This is a genomic window from Streptomyces sp. NPDC058051 (genome assembly GCF_042885475.1).
Lineage (GTDB): Bacteria > Actinomycetota > Actinomycetes > Streptomycetales > Streptomycetaceae > Streptomyces.
Map to the genome: position 1 here is coordinate 139,674 of NZ_JBHVRW010000020.1, position 16,653 is coordinate 156,326.

Below are 16,653 nucleotides of genomic sequence, written 5' to 3' on the forward strand. Positions count from 1 at the left end.
GAGGGGGCACGGGTGAGCCCGGCCGCCCCTGCCCCTGTCCCCGCCCCTGTCCCTGTCCCGCCCCCGCCCCGGCCCCCGCTCCGGCGTCAGAATCCTGTCAATTCGGCCCCTCACCCAGCCCACCGTTCCATTTGTCGGGAATCTTCGGGGTAGCTTCGAACCGGCTGCCGCATCGGCCGCAGCCCGTTCAGAGAAGACAATGGGGCTATGGCACGCGGCAAGCTTCGGATCTACCTCGGTGCGGCACCGGGCGTCGGCAAGACGTACGCGATGCTCTCGGAGGCCCACCGCCGTGTGGAGCGCGGCACGGACTGCGTCGTGGCCTTCGTGGAGCATCACGACCGCCCGCGCACCGAGGTGATGCTGCACGGCCTGGAGCAGATCCGGCGCCGCGAGATCGAATACCGCTCCGCCGTCTTCACCGAGATGGACGTCGACGCGGTCCTGGAGCGCGCCCCGGCCGTCGCCCTGGTGGACGAACTGGCGCACACCAATGTGCCGGGCTCCCGCAATGCCAAACGCTGGCAGGACGTCGAGGAACTCCTCCAGGCCGGGACGGACGTGATCTCCACCGTCAACATCCAGCACCTGGAGTCACTCGGCGACGTCGTCGAGGCCATAACCGGCGTACGTCAGCGCGAGACCGTCCCCGACGAGGTCGTCCGCAGGGCCGACCAACTCGAACTTGTCGACATGTCGCCCCAGGCGCTGCGCCGTCGGATGGCCCACGGCAACATCTACAAGCCCGACCGGATCGACGCGTCCCTGTCCAACTACTTCCGCCCCGGGAATCTGACCGCCCTGCGCGAGCTGGCCCTCCTCTGGGTCGCCGACCGGGTCGACGAATACCTTCAGCAGTACCGCGGCGAGCACAACATCCGCACCACCTGGCAGGCACGGGAGAGGATCGTCGTCGGCCTCACCGGCGGCCCGGAGGGCCGTACGCTCATCCGCCGCGCGTCCCGGATGGCGGCCAAGGGCTCCGGCAGCGAGATCCTCGCCGTCTACATCGCCCGCAGCGACGGACTGACCTCCGCCTCGCCCAAGGAGCTCGCCCTCCAGCGCACCCTCGTGGAGGACCTCGGCGGCACGTTCCACCACGTCATCGGAGACGACATACCGTCGGCCCTCCTCGAATTCGCCCGCGGCGTGAACGCCACGCAGATCGTCCTCGGTTCCAGCCGGCGCAAGACGTGGCAGTACATCTACGGACCGGGCGTGGGCGCCACCGTCGCCCGCGACTCCGGCCCCGACCTCGACGTCCACATCGTCACCCACGAAGAGGTCGCCAAGGGCCGGGGGCTGCCCATGGCCCGCGGCGCCCGGCTGGGACGGGTCCGGATCATCTGGGGCTGGCTCGTCGGTGTGGGCGGCCCGGCCCTGCTCACACTGCTCCTGACCCAGCTGACCCATGGTCCCGGGCTCGCCAACGACGTCCTGCTCTTCCTCTTCCTGACCGTTGCCGCGGCCCTGCTCGGTGGGCTCCTGCCCGCCCTCGCCTCCGCCGCGGCCGGCTCGCTGCTGCTGAACTACTGGTTCACGCCGCCCACCCACACCCTGACCGTGCAGGACCCGGAGAACTTCGTCGCCATCGTGATCTTCTTCGCGGTGGCGGTCTCGGTCGCCTCGGTCGTCGACCTGGCGGCCCGCCGCACCCACCAGGCGGCCCGGCTGCGCGCCGAGTCGGAGATCCTCTCCTTCCTGGCCGGGAGCGTCCTGCGCGGCGAGACGACCCTGGACGCCATCCTGGACCGGGTCCGCGAGACCTTCGGCATGGAGTCCGTCGCCCTGCTGGAGCGGCGGAGCGACGTCGATCCGTGGACGTGCGCGGGGAGCGTCGGACCGGGTCCGGTGGCCCGGCCCGAGGATGGGGACGTGGACATGCCCGTCGGCGACCACATGGCGCTCGCACTCTCCGGCCGGGTGCTGCCGGCCGAGGACCGCAGGGTCCTCGGCGCGTTCGCCGCCCAGGCCGCCGTCGTGCTGGAGCGCCAGCGTCTCGTCGACGAGGCGGAGGAGTCGCGGCGGCTCGCCGAGGGAAACCGGATCAGGACGGCGCTCCTCGCCGCCGTCAGCCACGATCTGCGTACCCCGCTCGCCGCCATCAAGGCCGCCGTCACCTCGTTGCGCTCCGACGACGTCGCCTGGTCCGACGAGGACCAGGCCGAGCTTCTGGAGGGCATCGAGAACGGCGCCGACCGCCTCGATCACCTCGTGGGCAACCTCCTGGACATGTCCAGGCTCCAGACCGGCACCGTCACGCCGCTGATCCGCGAGATCGACCTCGACGAAGTGGTTCCGATGGCGCTCGGCGGCGTTCCCGAGGGCAGCGTGGACCTGGACATCCCGGAGTCTCTGCCGATGGTCGACGTCGACCCGGGACTGCTGGAGAGGGCCGTCGCCAACATCGTCGAGAACGCCGTCAAGTACAGCCCCTACGGAGAACGCGTCAGTGTGGCCGCCAGTGCGCTCGGCGCACGCGTCGAGCTCCGCGTGGTCGACTGCGGCCCCGGCGTCCCCGACGAAGCCAAGGAGCGCATCTTCGAGCCCTTCCAGCGCCATGGCGACGCACCGCGCGGCGCGGGCGTCGGACTGGGCCTCGCCGTCGCCCGCGGTTTCGTGGAGTCCATGGGCGGCACGCTGGATGCCGAGGACACGCCCGGCGGCGGCCTCACCATGGTGCTGACCCTCAAGGCGGCGCCGGGGCACGTTCCCGTCAGCCCCGACCTGCCCGCGCAGGTCGTCTCATGACCGCGCAGACCGTCCCACGGCTTCGCCGGTCGTCCGACGGCCTCGTGGGCCACCCCGTGATCTCGCAGGTCACCTCATGATCTCCGCACCGTCCCAGGAGATCGCCGTACAGGAGAAAGGCAGGGCTCCCATGACCCGGGTGCTTGTGGTCGACGACGAGCCGCAGATCGTACGTGCCCTCGTGATCAATTTGAAGGCACGCAAGTACGAGGTGGACGCCGCGCCCGACGGCGCGACCGCCCTCCAGCTCGCCGCGGCCCGCCACCCCGACGTCGTCGTTCTCGACCTCGGCCTGCCCGACATGGACGGCGTCGAGGTGATCAAGGGGCTGCGCGGCTGGACCCGGGTACCGATCCTGGTGCTCTCCGCCCGCCACACCTCCGACGAGAAGGTCGAGGCGCTGGACGCCGGAGCCGACGACTACGTCACCAAGCCGTTCGGCATGGACGAGCTGCTGGCCCGGCTGCGCGCCTCCGTCCGCCGCGCCGAACCGGTCGGACAGCACGGCTCCGACGATGTCGTGATCGTCGAGACCGAGGAGTTCACCGTCGATCTGGCGGCGAAGAAGGTGCACCGCGCGGGACGCGACGTACGCCTCACGCCCACCGAATGGCATCTGCTGGAGGTCCTCGTCCGCAACAGCGGCCGACTGGTCAGCCAGAAGCAGCTGCTCCAGGAGGTCTGGGGGCCTTCCTACGGCACCGAGACCAACTACCTGCGGGTCTACATGGCGCAGCTGCGGCGCAAGCTGGAGGCCGATCCCTCCCATCCCCGGCACTTCGTCACCGAGCCGGGCATGGGCTACCGCTTCGAACGCGGCTGATCGCAACGGATCGCCGGACTCGCGCCGCGCAGGACGCGCGTCGTACCTGCGGGGCGGACCCGGTTACCTGGCCGTCGGGCTCAGCCGCGCGCCCGTCGGGCTGGGCCCCGCGATCTTCGGGCTGGGCCCCTTGACCGTCGTGCTCGGCCCCCGCGACCGTCGTGCTCGGCCCCCGCGATCGTCGTGCTCGGCCCCCGCGCTCGTGGTGAGTAATCCGTTCGAGTGAGACTCGGGACACCCGCTCGGAGCACGGGAGACCGGTACCCTTCGGTTATGAGTGATGTTCCTCGATTCGAGAAGCCAGGCAAGGCGGCGAAGCCGTCAGGCCGCTTCCGGCGCATGCTCGACCGGCTGTCCAGTTCCCAGGAGGACCTGGAGTCCGAGGAGCTGCAGGAGGACTCGCAGGCTTCGGGGTGCACGCGGATCTCCGAGTGCACCGATCGTCAGATCGTCAAAGTGACTGGTACGTTGCGGACCGTCACCCTGCGGCCGCGCGCCGGAGTTCCCGCTCTGGAGGCGGAGCTCTTCGACGGCACCGCGCCGCTGGACGTGGTCTGGCTGGGCCGACGCTCCATCGTGGGCATAGAACCGGGTCGCAAGCTCATCGCCTCCGGCCGGATCGCCATGAGTCATGGACGCCGGGTGCTGTTCAACCCCAAATACGAACTCCGACCGCTCGGCAAGGAGTAGCCGGTGACGTCTCTCGACAAGCCGACGTCCGACACGGACCGCACCACCCACACAGATCAGCAGGAGGCCGCCGCGAGGGCGGTCACGGAGGCAGCGCTCTTCGAGGCGTTCGGCGGCGTCCGGGGGATGGTGGAGACAGTCCTTCCCGGGCTGCTCTTCGTCACGATCTTCACGGTCAACAAGGATCTGCACAGCTCGGCCATCGCGGCCCTGGCGGTGTCCTTGGTCCTCGTCGTCGTACGGCTGATCCGCAGGGACACCGTCAAGCACGCCTTCAGCGGCGTCTTCGGTGTGGCCTTCGGTGTCGTCTTCGCGATGATGACCGGCAATGCCAAGGACTTCTATCTTCCGGGCATGCTCTACACGCTCGGCCTGGCCCTCGCCTACCTGATCACCACCCTCGCCGGGGTGCCGCTGATCGGACTGATCCTGGGCCCGGTGTTCAAGGAGAACCTCTCCTGGCGCACCAGGAACCCCGGCCGCAAGAAGGCGTACGCCAAGGCCAGCTACGCCTGGGGGCTCATCCTGCTCGCCAAGTGCGCCATCCTCTTCCCGCTCTACTGGTGGGCCGACACCACCCAGTTCGGCTGGGTCCTGGTCGCTCTGAAGATCCCGCCGTTCCTGCTCGCGGTCTATCTGACCTGGGTCTTCCTCGCCAAGGCGCCGCCGCCCATCGATGTCTTCGCCGAGATGGAGGCGGAGGAACAGGCCGAGAAGGCCCGTACGGCGGAAGCGGCCGTCGGCGCGGCGCGCCAACAGGAGTTCTGAACCGCCCGTGGGCCGGACGGGCCACCGGGCCCGGAGGGCCCACCGGCCCGGAAGGGCTCATTGGGCCGGCCCGGAAGGTCCACTGTCCGGAGGGTCCGCAGGCGGAACGGAAGGGGCCCGGAACCGTGTGCAACGGTTCCGGGCCCCTTTTCATCCACCCGCGTCTTCATCTGCCCGCGGCGCCTGCTCCGGTCAGCGGTCAGTCCTCCGTATCGCCCCGGCGCACCGACAGCAGGTCCTCCAACTGCTCCTCGCGGGCCTGTGCGGCCACGAACAGCAGCTCGTCACCGGCCTCCAACGTCTCCTCGGTACCCGGCGTCAGCACGCGCTGCCCGCGGATGATGGTGACCAGCGAGGTGTCCTCGGGCCAGGCCACCTCGCCGACCTGGGTGCCGGCCAGTGCCGACTCCGGGGGCAGGGTCAGCTCGACCAGGTTGGCGTCGCCGTGACTGAAGCGCAGCAACCGGACCAGATCGCCGACGCTCACCGCCTCCTCGACCAGGGCCGACATCAGGCGCGGCGTGGAGACCGCCACATCGACGCCCCATGCCTCGTTGAACAGCCACTCGTTCTTCGGGTTGTTGACCCGGGCGACGACCCTCGGCACGCCGTACTCGGTCTTGGCCAGCAACGAGACGACCAGGTTCACCTTGTCGTCGCCGGTCGCGGCGATCACGACGTTGCAGCGTTGAAGTGCCGCCTCGTCGAGCGAGGTGATCTCGCAGGCGTCCGCCAGCAGCCACTCGGCCATCGGCACCCGCTCCACGGAAATGGCCGTCGGTGCCTTGTCGACGAGCAGCACCTCATGCCCGTTCTCCAGCAGTTCGCCCGCGATGGAGCGGCCCACCGCACCGGCCCCGGCAATCGCGACACGCATCAGTGACCGCCCTCCTCAGGGCCCTCGGCGAAGGCCGCCTCGACCTTGGCGATCTCGTCCGTACGCATCATCACGTGGACCAGGTCGCCCTCCTGCAGCACCGTCTGCGAGGTGGGCAGTATGGCTTCGCCCAACCGGGTGAGGAACGCCACGCGAACGCCCGTCTCCTCCTGAAGCGTGCTGATCTTGTGGCCGATCCAGGACGGCGTGGTGTGCACCTCCGCCAGCTGTACACCGCCGCTCGGATCCCGCCACAGCGGCTCGGCGCCCGAAGGCAGCAACCGACGCAGCATCTGGTCCGCGGTCCAGCGGACGGTGGCGACCGTGGGGATACCGAGACGCTGGTAGACCTCGGCGCGCCGAGGGTCGTAGATCCGCGCCGCGACGTTCTCGATGCCGAACATCTCCCGGGCGACCCGGGCGGCGATGATGTTCGAGTTGTCGCCGCTGCTCACCGCGGCGAACGCACCGGCCTCCTCGATCCCCGCCTCGCGGAGGGTGTCCTGATCGAAGCCGACACCGGTGACGCGCCGCCCACCGAATCCGGCCCCGAGGCGCCGGAACGCCGTGGGGTCCTGATCGATGACGGCGACCGTGTGCCCCTGCTGCTCCAGGGTCTGAGCGAGAGCGGCTCCTACTCGCCCGCAGCCCATGATGACGATGTGCACCTTGCGCCTACCTCGCAGTCCTGGTCGTCCGGCTGACCTGCGAAAACACCCTGCTCACTCTTCTTCCTCGGCTTGCCGGGGCAAACAACGGGGCAACGGTCCGTCCCGTTGCCCAGGATGAGCTTATGCGGCCGGGAATGCGAAGCCTCATCCGCGTGTGCTTTCGCCGCGCTCAGCGGTGCGGCGGAGCGGCCGCGAGCCACAGCCACTGCGGACCACCGCGGTACGGGCCCTTGAGCAAGCCGAGCACAGACATCTAACATGTCAGTTCATGGAGACCTTGCGCCCCGTCCGACGGACCCTGCTGCGGGACACCGCGTACGAGGCGATCCGTGACGCCATCGTCCGCGGCGACATTCCGCCCGGTGCCCCCGTCCGCGATGCCGATCTCGCCGAACGCCTCGGTCTGTCACGGGCCCCGGTCCGCGACGCGTTGTCCCGGCTCTCCGGCGAGGGCCTCGTCGAGTCCAAGCCGCAGAGCTACACCCGGGTGACCCGGCTGGTGCCACGCGATGTCCGGGACGCTGCGGCGGTCGTACGGGCCATGCAGGAACTGGCCGCCAGGACCGCCGTACCCCTTCTGGCGGACGCTGACATCACCGCGATGCGCGAGGCGAACGACCGCTTCCGGGAGGCGACCCGCCGCGGGGACGTGGCGGAAGCGCTGCGCGCCGACGACCGGCTCCACGACGTCCTCGTCACCGCCTGCGGCAACCGTGCCGTGGCCGCCACCGCCGAGCGCTACACCCCTTTGATCCGGCGCCTGGAATGGCGGCAGTTCGGCACGGCGAGCGCGGCGCACGGCTCGGCGGAGCTGCACGACCGGCTGATCGAGGCGTGCGTGGCCCGCGACGCCGACGCGGCGGCGCGGGTCACCGCCGAGATCTGGCGGGCGCTCGAAGAGCTCGCCGACGAACCGTCCGACCAGCCACCGACCCGAGCCCGGTCCGGTAGCGGACGTGCCGCCGGGCCGCGCGTCGAGTGAGGGGGCCACGGACCCGACCCCGGGTCCGTGCGAGCTGCCCCTTCCCGCCGACCCTGACCTCTCCCGCCACGCCCCGACCTCTCCCCGCCACCCCCGGCCCTGTTGTCCCACCGCCCCCGACCGAGGAAGCCCACGTGACACCCACACAGCCCGCAGCCCAGTCCCTCCCCACCTCCATCTCCACCCCCGACCCCTCTCCCGCCTCACCGTCCCTCTCCTCGTACGACCGCTACCCGCTCCTCTTCGGCCCTTCTCCCGTCCACCGCCTGGACCGGCTCACCGAGCACCTCGGCGGCGCCGCCGTCTGGGCCAAGCGGGAGGACTGCAACTCCGGTATCGCCTACGGCGGCAACAAGACCCGCAAGCTCGAATACCTCGTCGCCGACGCCCTGGCGAAGGGCTGTGACACGCTCGTCTCCATCGGCGGCGTCCAGTCCAACCACACCCGTCAGGTCGCCGCGGTCGCCGCCCGCGCCGGTCTCACGTGCGTGCTCATCCAGGAGAGCTGGGTCGAGTGGCCCGACGCCGTGTACGACAAGGTCGGCAACATCCTGATCAGTCGCCTGGCCGGTGCCGACGTCCGCCTGGTGCGCGCCGGGTTCGGTATCGGTGTCAAGGAGAGCTGGGAGCAGGCGCTGCGCGAGGTCGAGGAGAGCGGCGGCCGGCCGTACGCCATCCCCGCCGGCGCCTCCGACCATCCTCTCGGCGGGCTCGGCTTCGCGGGCTGGGCGTACGAGGTGGCCGAGCAGGAACGCTCACTCGGCGTGTTCTTCGACACCGTCGTCGTCTGCTCGGTGACCGGCTCGACCCAGGCCGGCATGGTCGCCGGCTTCGCCGCGCTCGAAGAAGCGGGCGGACGTCCGCGGCGTGTGCTGGGCATCGACGCCTCCGCCGACCCCGCTCGTACCCGCGAGCAGATCGCCCGGATCGCGGCCGGCACCGGACGGCTCATCGGCGTCCGTCGCGAACTCACCGTGGACGACATCGAGCTGGACGACCGCTACCACGCGGGCACGTACGGTATCCCCGACGACACCACCCTTGACGCGATGCGGCTCGCCGCCCGTACCGAGGGCATGATCACCGACCCTGTGTACGAGGGGAAGTCGATGGCCGGAACCATCGACCTCGTGGCGCGCGGCGAGATCGCCCGCGACTCCACCGTGCTCTACGCCCATCTCGGTGGTCAGCCTGCTCTCAACGGCTACAGCGCCCTGTTCGCGGACGCCTGAGCGCAAGGATTTCGTTAAGGATTTCGTGGCGTTTTCGGCCGAGCGCAGGAGATTGCGGGGCCACGCGATGTGCGGGTCTGCGGCTTCCATACGGAACGCTTACGATCCTCAGCGTGTCCAAACTGACCGACCTGCCCAAACGGATTCTGATCGGACGGGCGCTGCGCAGCGACAAGCTGGGGGAGACACTCCTCCCCAAGCGCATCGCACTTCCCGTCTTCGCATCCGACCCGCTGTCCTCGGTGGCGTACGCACCCGGTGAGGTTCTCCTGGTGCTCTCCGTCGCGGGCGTGTCGGCCTACCACTTCAGCCCCTGGATCGCGCTCGCGGTCGTGGTCCTGATGTTCACCGTCGTGGCCTCGTACCGACAGAACGTGCACGCGTATCCGAGCGGTGGTGGCGACTACGAGGTCGCCACCACCAACCTCGGGCCCAAGGCCGGACTGACCGTGGCCAGCGCCCTGCTGGTCGACTACGTGCTGACCGTCGCGGTGTCGATCGCCTCCGGGGTGGAGAACCTCGGGTCCGCGATCCCCTTCGTCGTCGAGCACAAGACGACCTGCGCGATCGCGGCCATCGTGCTGCTGACGCTGATGAATCTGCGCGGTGTCAAGGAATCGGGGAAGCTCTTCGCCATCCCCACGTACCTCTTCGTGGCCGGCGTCTTCATCATGATCATCTGGGGGGCGTTCCGGGGACTGGTCCTCGGCGACACCATGCACGCCCCGACCTCGGGCTACGAGATCAAGGCCGAGCACCAGGGACTGGCCGGCTTCGCACTGGTCTTCCTGCTGCTGCGGGCCTTCTCCTCCGGCTGTGCCGCCCTCACCGGAGTGGAGGCGATCAGCAACGGTGTGCCCGCCTTCCGCAAGCCGAAGAGCAAGAACGCCGCGACCACACTCGCCATGATGGGCCTGCTGGCGGTCACCATGTTCTGCGGCATCATCGGCCTGGCCATGGCCACCGACGTGAAGATGGCGGAGAACCCGGCCAAGGACCTGATCAGCAAGGGAGTCCCGGTCGGTTCCGGCTTCGTGCAGGATCCGGTGATCTCACAGGTCGCGGCCGCCGTCTTCGGCGACGGCACGTTCTTCTTCGTCATCCTCGCGGCGGCCACCGCACTCGTGCTGTTCCTCGCCGCCAACACCGCGTACAACGGCTTCCCGCTGCTCGGCTCGATCCTCGCCCAGGACCGCTACCTGCCCCGTCAGCTCCACACCCGCGGTGACCGGCTCGCCTTCTCCAACGGGATCGTGCTGCTGGCGGGCGCGGCGATCCTGCTGGTCTGGATCTACGGCGCCGACTCGACCCGGCTCATCCAGCTCTACATCGTGGGCGTCTTCGTCTCGTTCACCCTCAGCCAGACAGGCATGGTCAGGCACTGGAACCGCCACCTGGCGACGGAGCGGGATCCGGTCAAGCGCCGCCACATGATCCGCTCCCGGGCGATCAACACCTTCGGTGCCTTCTTCACCGGCCTGGTGCTCGTCGTGGTGCTCGCCACCAAGTTCACCCACGGTGCCTGGGTCGCACTGCTGGGCATGGTGATCTTCTACGGGACGATGACCGCGATCCGCAGGCACTACGACCGGGTCGCCGAGGAGATCGCCGCGGAGGAGACTCCGGCCGACGAGACGATGCGGCCCTCCAGGGTCCACTCGATCGTTCTGGTCTCCAAGCTCCACCGGCCGACGCTGCGCGCCCTCGCCTACGCCAAGCTGATCCGCTCCGACCGTCTGGAGGCGCTCTCCATCAGCGTCGACCCGGCCGAGACCAAGGCGCTCAGGGAGGACTGGGAGCGGCGCGGCATCGACATCCCGCTGAAGATCCTCGACTCCCCGTACCGAGAGGTGACCCGCCCGGTCATCGACTATGTGAAGAGCCTGCGCCGGGAGAGCCCCCGCGACGTCGTCAGCGTGTACATCCCGGAGTATGTGGTCGGCCACTGGTACGAGCATCTGCTCCACAACCAGAGTGCCCTGCGCCTCAAGGGGCGACTGCTGTTCACGCCCGGTGTCATGGTGACGTCCGTGCCGTACCAGCTGGAGTCCTCCGAGGCGGCGAAGAAGCGCGCCAGGAAGCGCGCCGAGTGGAGCGCACCGGGCTCGGTGCGCCGGGGCCCCGTGGAGCGCAGGCCCAGGGAACCTGCCGACAAGGGCTGACCGGCATGGGCTCACCGGCATGGGCTGCTGCGATATGGGCTCACCGACGTGGGCTGACCGACGTGGGCTGACCGACGTGGGCTCACCGGCATGGGCTGACCGACGTGGGCTGACCGACGTGGGCTGGCCGACGTGGGCTGGCCGACGTGCGCTGAACGGGCATGTGCTCACCACGCACGCCCGCTCGTGGTGAACGGCCGGACGACACACACGTAGACTCGTAGGTTGTTGTCCGGCCGTTTTGTCTCTTGACCCCTGGAGCCACCCCCTCATGCAGAACGAACCCACGTCGTCGCTGGTCGGGGAGGAGTACGAGGTCGAGATCGGGCCCGTCGCACACGGCGGCCACTGCATCGCCCGTACCGCGGAGGGACGAGTCCTCTTCGTACGGCACACGCTTCCCGGCGAGAAGGTCATCGCCAAGGTCACCGAGGGCGAGAGCGACTCGCGCTTCCTGCGTGCCGACGCGGTACGGATCATCGAGGCGTCCAAGGACCGTGTCGAGGCACCGTGCCCGTACGCCGGTCCCGGCAAGTGCGGCGGCTGCGACTGGCAGCACGTCAAGCCCGGCGCCCAGCGCAGGCTCAAGGGCGAGGTGATCGCCGAACAGCTCCAGCACCTGGCGGGTCTCACCCCCGAGGAGGCGGGCTGGGACGGGACCGTCATGCCGGCCGAGGGCGACAAGCTCCCGGCGGGCGAGGTGCCGGCCTGGCGCACCCGGGTCCAGTACGCCATCGACGAGGACGGACGGGTCGGCCTGCGCAAGCACCGCTCGCACGACGTGGAGCCCGTCGAGCGCTGCCTGATCGCGGCGCCCGGCGTCACCGAGCTCGGCATCGAGAAGCGGGAATGGCCCGGCATGGCCTCGGTGGAGGCCATCGCCGCCACCGGCTCCCACGACCGCCAGGTCATCCTCACCCCGAGGCCCGGCGGCCGGCTGCCCCTCGTCGAACTCGACAGGCCCGTCTCGGTGATGCGCGTCGACGAGCGCGACGGCGGCGTCCACCGGGTGCACGGCCGCGCGTTCGTCCGCGAGCGCGCAGACGACCGTACGTACCGGGTCGGCTCGGGCGGCTTCTGGCAGGTCCACCCGCAGGCCGCCAACACCCTCGTCCGCGCCGTGATGCAGGGCCTGCTGCCCCGCAAGGGTGACACCGCACTCGACCTGTACTGCGGCGTCGGCCTGTTCGCGGGCGCCATCGGCCAGCGCGTCGGCGAGAAGGGCGCGGTCCTCGGCATCGAGTCCGGCAAGCGCGCCGTGGAGGACGCCCGGCACAACCTGAACGACCTGGAGCGGGTCCGCATCGAGCACGGCAAGGTCGACCAGATCCTGCCCCGCACCGGCATCACCGAGTGCGACCTGATCGTCCTCGACCCGCCGCGCGCGGGAGCGGGCAAGCAGACGGTGAAGCACCTGGCGAACCTGGGCGCACGACGCATCGCCTACGTGGCCTGCGACCCGGCGGCCCTGGCTCGCGACCTGGCGTACTTCCGCGAGGGCGGGTACCGGGTGCGGACGCTGCGGGCGTTCGATCTGTTTCCGATGACGCACCACGTGGAGTGCGTGGCGATTCTGGAGCCGATGGCTAAGGGTGCCTGACCTGCGGTTTCGTGGCGAGTCAGCCGCTCGGCCTGTTTTCGGCTGCGCAGCGGTCGAGCGAACAGATCGTCCCCTGTCCGTGACTTGACCTGCGGTTTCATGACGGAAGCGACCACGGCGTCGGTGATTTCAGGTCCTCGCTCGAAGACGTTGACGCTCGGATGACGCTTGCTATGAGGTACTGGCCCCGCCGCATGGCCCTGGTCACTGGGGCGATCACGAGGCGATGTGGGCATCGGGACCAGGACGGGCAGCTCAGTTCCAGGAGCCCTTGATGTGCTTCGGGTCGGGCGGCCGGTGAGCCGCGTCGTGGGCGGGGCGAGGTCGTGGCCGTCGGCGTCGGCGCGCATCGTAGACGCAGTGTGCGGGGTAGACGGCGAGTCACCTGTCGACGAAGGTTCGGGCGTCGCCGTTCTGGCCGGTGACGGCGGCGTAGACGTCGCCGAGGAAATCGCAGCGCATCTGCAGCCTGTGCAGGGAACTGTCGCCGAATGCCCCACCATCCTGCCCGACCCCAGCGGCCTGACCCCGGAGGGCCAACAACAGTCCGGGCGCAGTCCCCCGGGCTTCGACGCGTCACTTTCTGCCCGGTTTCCCGGGCGAATGCGAGCCGAGGGGCTCAGCGGAGCATTGCTGGGGGGCGTGTACGGGCCCGCCCTGGCGTGCGTGGAGTCGGGCCGAGTCCGGACCATGACTGGCTGGCCATTTTTGTTCGTTGCTCCTGGGAAGTGTGCCGTGACAGCATTCGGCGCGTGTTCGATGACGGGGATGACATAGCGGAGCGGCCTGTCAGGCGTTCGAAGCTTGCGGACTTGGCCGATTGGCATGCTCCCGAGGTGCGGCCGAAACCGCCTGAGGCGCTGGAGCCGGCCCTTGCCGTGACGCTGGAAGGAGATCGGACAGCTCCGGCGCAGCATGAGTTTGCTGTGTTGCTGGGGGAATTCCGGCGTACGGCGGTGCTGGTGCCGCTGGATGGGGCCGGGGATCTGTGGTCGGCGGAGCAGAACGGTGTGCGTTGGATCTGTGCGTTCTCGGATGAGGAGGCGTTGGCCCGGTTCGCGGGGGCTCGTGGGGATGGCGGGCGGGAGTGGGTGTATCGGGCGGTGTTGGGTGCACGTTTGTTGGATGTGATCGTGCCGATGTTGCCGGGGCCGGCGGGGGTGGCGCTGGATGCGGGCAGTGTGGACGGGATGTTGTTCCCGCCGGTGACGGGCATCGTGCCGGATGCTGCGGCGGTCGATCTTGGTGAGACGCGATGAGCGGGGATGGTTCTGATCTTCATGTGCCGCCGGAGGCCTTGGCCGCGATCGCGAAGGGGATCGGTCTGGCGCATGCGGAGTTGAAGGATCTGGGCATGGTCGGGCAGGCATCGACGGGCCGGGGGTTCTCGGATCTGGCTTTGTCGGGGCTGGAGTTGGGGCACGGCGGGCTGGCGTCGGAGTTCGAGACGTTCTGTAGCCGGTGGGAGTGGGGTGTGCGGGCGCTGACGCAGAAGGGGAATGGTTTCGCGCTGGGGGTCGGGTTGTCGGCGGGTGCCTTCGCGGAGCAGGAGCAGTACGTCAAGGACTCGTTCAAGGTCGGCGTGAATTCCCTGAACGGGAATCCGCATCTGTCGGAGGACGAGGTGAAGGTCATGGGCTGGGACACGATCCGCAGTCAGTCCGCGTATGACGACCCGGACTGGAGTGGGGAGTCGATGACGAAGGCGAATGAAGAGGTGAAGCAGAACTGGAAGGACACCGCCTACGACGTGGAGGACGCCGCGCTCGACTCGATGCAACGGTCGGGGCTGGTGGATCCGGCGGTGCGGGCGGCTGCGGATGAGCGGCTGAAGGAGCAGCTTGATCCGTCGCAGGAGACGGTTGATCGGGCCGAGCAGCCGCGGTGGGGGGAGAGCCGCTGATGGTGGACTGGGGGAGGCTCGGCGGAGATCTCTACGACGGTGCGGGCGAGCTGGTCGACAAGGGCAAGGAGATCGTCGGCGAGGGGATCGACAAGGGCACCGATCTCGTCGGCTCGGGTCTGGAGAAGGTCGGCGCTGATGGGTGGGCGGATGCGGTCGAGGACTGGGGGGACGAGACCGCGTCCTCGCTGGGTGCGGAGGTCGGTGAGCAGCAGCTCGGGCAGAGCGAGGAAGCGAACGAGCTGATCCATGGCAGGCCGGAGAAGATCGCCGCCACGGTGAAGAACCTCCGGGACTTCCAGCGTGCGTTCGATCTCGTCGGTGGCGGGATGAAGAAGCTCGACTCCGGTCACTGGAAGGGTGAGGCCGCCGACACGTTCCGGGAGAAGTTCCAGACGTTGCCCACGGACTGGGTGCGTGCGGCGGATGCGTTCGGGGACGCGGCCGCGGCGTTGGAGACGTACACCGGTACGGTCACGAGTGCGCAGGCCAAGGCCGGTGAGGCGATCGCCCTCTACAAGGAGGGCAAGCAGGACTACGAGACGGCCGCGGCCGCGTTCCGGGAGAAGGCGGCGGCGTACAACGCGGTCCGCGACACGGATCATTCGCTCCCGCATCCGGGGACCTTCTGCGATCCGGGTGTGGTGAAGCGGCAGCATGCTCAGGAGATCCTGGAGAACGCCCGCCGGGCGCGGAACGAGGCTGCCGAAGCGGCCAAGAGCGCGATCACCGCTGCGATGGCGCACGCGCCGAAGGAACCCACCGGCCTGGATCGCGCCAAGCAGGAGTTCCTCGACTACGGGGTCGGCCGGGGCATCGAGCTGGCCCATTTCGGTGGTGGTGTCATCAAGGGCACCGCGGGCCTGGTGAACTTCGTCCGCTCGGTCAACCCGCAAGACCCGTACAACCTGACGCACCCGGCCGAGTATTACAAGGGCGTCAACATGACGCTCGCCGGCCTCGTCTCCACCGCCGCCAACCCCGACCGCGCCCTCAAGAACGCCTGGGACGCGGCCAAGGGAGACCCCTCCGAATTCATCGGCCGACTCGTCCCCGAACTGGCCGGCACCAAGGGCGGCGGCCTGATCAAGAGCGGTCTGCGCGCCGGGATGAAGGATCTCCTCGAACGCCCGAAGGGCAAGAACCGGCACGGACACGAGAAGAACCCCGACTCCAACGCCAGGAAGTGCAGCGAGGTCAAGTGCGCCGGAGACCCCGTCGACGTCGCCACCGGGCGCATGCTGCTCCCGCAGACGGACATCACGCTGCCCGGATTGCTGCCCCTGGTCTTCGCGCGCGTCTTCGACTCCTCCTCCCGATCTGGCCGCTGGTTCGGTACCGGCTGGTCGAGCACGGTCGACCAGCGCCTTGAGATCGACGCGGAAGGCGTGGTGTTCAGTTGCGACGAGGGCAGCCTGCTGGCCTATCCGCATCCCGCGCCCGGCGTTCCTGTCATGCCGACGCATGGTCGGCGCTGGCCGCTTGACCGGGTGGAGGACGGCTACACCGTCACCGAACCGGAAACCGGCAGGGTCCGGCACTTCCTCGACCATGCGGACGGGGAGCTGGCGCTTCTGGCCCAGATCGATGACCGCAACGGCCGATGGATCACCTTCGAGTACGACGAGACCGGTGCTCCGACGTCGATCGTGCATCACGGCGGCTACCACCTGAAACTCACCACGAACGACGGCAGGATCACCGCCCTGCACCTTGCCGGCGCCGCACCGGACGGCACCGATCAGGAAATCCTCCGCTACGGCTACACCGACGGCCACCTCACTGAAGTCACCAACTCCTCAGGCAGGCCCCTGCGTTTCGGCTGCGACGAGCAGGGCCGCATCACGTCGTGGACGGACACCAACGGCAGCCGGTACGAGTACGTCTACGACGAGCACGACCGCTGCGTGTACCAGGCAGGAACCAACGGTCACCTCGAAGCCCACTTCACCTGGGACGACACCGACCCCGAAACTGGCCTGCACATGACGTCTATGACGGACGGCATGGGCCGCACCACGCGATATGTGATCAACGACCGCTCTCAGGTCGTTACCGAGGTCGACGCCTTGGGTGCAGCTACCCATTTCGAATACGATCCTTAGAGCTCATAACACGATCTTGCTGAAACGTCCTGGTGGGCCGTAACCGGTGTGATGATTCGGCCGTTCGAGAAGGTGTGGGTACTCGACCG

At 69.0% G+C, this 16,653-nt stretch carries 13 protein-coding genes; 11 read left to right on the forward strand and 2 right to left on the reverse strand.

The window, feature by feature from the left end; translation table 11 throughout:
• The first annotated feature begins 207 nt into the window (after positions 1-207).
• The 4 genes from ACFVUT_RS27510 (at position 208) to ACFVUT_RS27525 (ending at position 5,032) form a co-directional block, all read left to right on the forward strand.
• Complete coding sequence (locus ACFVUT_RS27510; RefSeq protein WP_389654631.1) at positions 208-2,751, forward strand: ATP-binding protein; 2,544 nt, start codon at positions 208-210, stop codon at positions 2,749-2,751.
• Between the two features lie 130 nt (positions 2,752-2,881).
• A complete protein-coding gene (locus ACFVUT_RS27515; protein WP_389654666.1) occupies positions 2,882-3,574 on the forward strand; it encodes a response regulator in 693 nt (230 codons plus the stop codon).
• A 273-nt stretch (positions 3,575-3,847) separates the two neighbouring features.
• Complete coding sequence (locus tag ACFVUT_RS27520) at positions 3,848-4,264, forward strand: OB-fold nucleic acid binding domain-containing protein (protein ID WP_389654633.1); 417 nt, start codon at positions 3,848-3,850, stop codon at positions 4,262-4,264.
• A 3-nt stretch (positions 4,265-4,267) separates the two neighbouring features.
• Positions 4,268-5,032 carry a DUF3159 domain-containing protein gene (locus ACFVUT_RS27525; protein ID WP_389654635.1) on the forward strand — a complete coding sequence of 255 codons (765 nt, stop codon included), beginning with the start codon at positions 4,268-4,270 and terminating at the stop codon, positions 5,030-5,032.
• 199 nt (positions 5,033-5,231) lie between these two features.
• On the opposite strand, the gene ACFVUT_RS27530 is transcribed toward ACFVUT_RS27525, so the two are convergent.
• Positions 5,232-5,909: a potassium channel family protein gene (locus tag ACFVUT_RS27530; RefSeq protein WP_389654637.1), complete on the reverse strand. Its 678-nt coding sequence runs from the start codon at positions 5,907-5,909 to the stop codon at positions 5,232-5,234.
• The gene (locus ACFVUT_RS27535; protein WP_389654639.1) at positions 5,909-6,577 is read right to left on the reverse strand and encodes a potassium channel family protein; all 669 of its coding nucleotides are present in this window, start codon (positions 6,575-6,577) and stop codon (positions 5,909-5,911) included. The genes ACFVUT_RS27530 and ACFVUT_RS27535 overlap by 1 nt, the downstream gene beginning before the upstream one ends.
• 271 nt (positions 6,578-6,848) lie before the next feature.
• Between ACFVUT_RS27535 and ACFVUT_RS27540 the strand changes: the two genes are divergently transcribed.
• From ACFVUT_RS27540 to ACFVUT_RS27570, 7 genes are all read left to right on the forward strand, one after another.
• Positions 6,849-7,562, forward strand: a complete 714-nt coding sequence (locus tag ACFVUT_RS27540) for a GntR family transcriptional regulator (protein ID WP_389654641.1) — start codon at positions 6,849-6,851, stop codon at positions 7,560-7,562.
• A gap of 176 nt (positions 7,563-7,738) precedes the next feature.
• Entirely contained in the window at positions 7,739-8,794 is a 1,056-nt protein-coding gene (locus ACFVUT_RS27545; protein ID WP_389654668.1) for a 1-aminocyclopropane-1-carboxylate deaminase, read from the forward strand.
• A 113-nt stretch (positions 8,795-8,907) separates the two neighbouring features.
• Positions 8,908-10,956, forward strand: a complete 2,049-nt coding sequence (locus ACFVUT_RS27550) for an APC family permease (RefSeq protein ID WP_389654643.1) — start codon at positions 8,908-8,910, stop codon at positions 10,954-10,956.
• A 271-nt stretch (positions 10,957-11,227) separates the two neighbouring features.
• The gene (locus ACFVUT_RS27555) at positions 11,228-12,556 is read left to right on the forward strand and encodes a class I SAM-dependent RNA methyltransferase (protein WP_389654645.1); all 1,329 of its coding nucleotides are present in this window, start codon (positions 11,228-11,230) and stop codon (positions 12,554-12,556) included.
• A gap of 812 nt (positions 12,557-13,368) precedes the next feature.
• On the forward strand, positions 13,369-13,815 hold the full coding sequence (locus ACFVUT_RS27560) for an SseB family protein (protein ID WP_389671062.1): 447 nt from the start codon (positions 13,369-13,371) through the stop codon (positions 13,813-13,815).
• Positions 13,812-14,459, forward strand: a complete 648-nt coding sequence (locus tag ACFVUT_RS27565) for a hypothetical protein (protein WP_389654649.1) — start codon at positions 13,812-13,814, stop codon at positions 14,457-14,459. Before ACFVUT_RS27560 ends, ACFVUT_RS27565 begins: the two co-directional genes overlap by 4 nt.
• Complete coding sequence (locus ACFVUT_RS27570; RefSeq protein WP_389654651.1) at positions 14,459-16,564, forward strand: putative T7SS-secreted protein; 2,106 nt, start codon at positions 14,459-14,461, stop codon at positions 16,562-16,564. Before ACFVUT_RS27565 ends, ACFVUT_RS27570 begins: the two co-directional genes overlap by 1 nt.
• Positions 16,565-16,653: the final 89 nt, after the last annotated feature.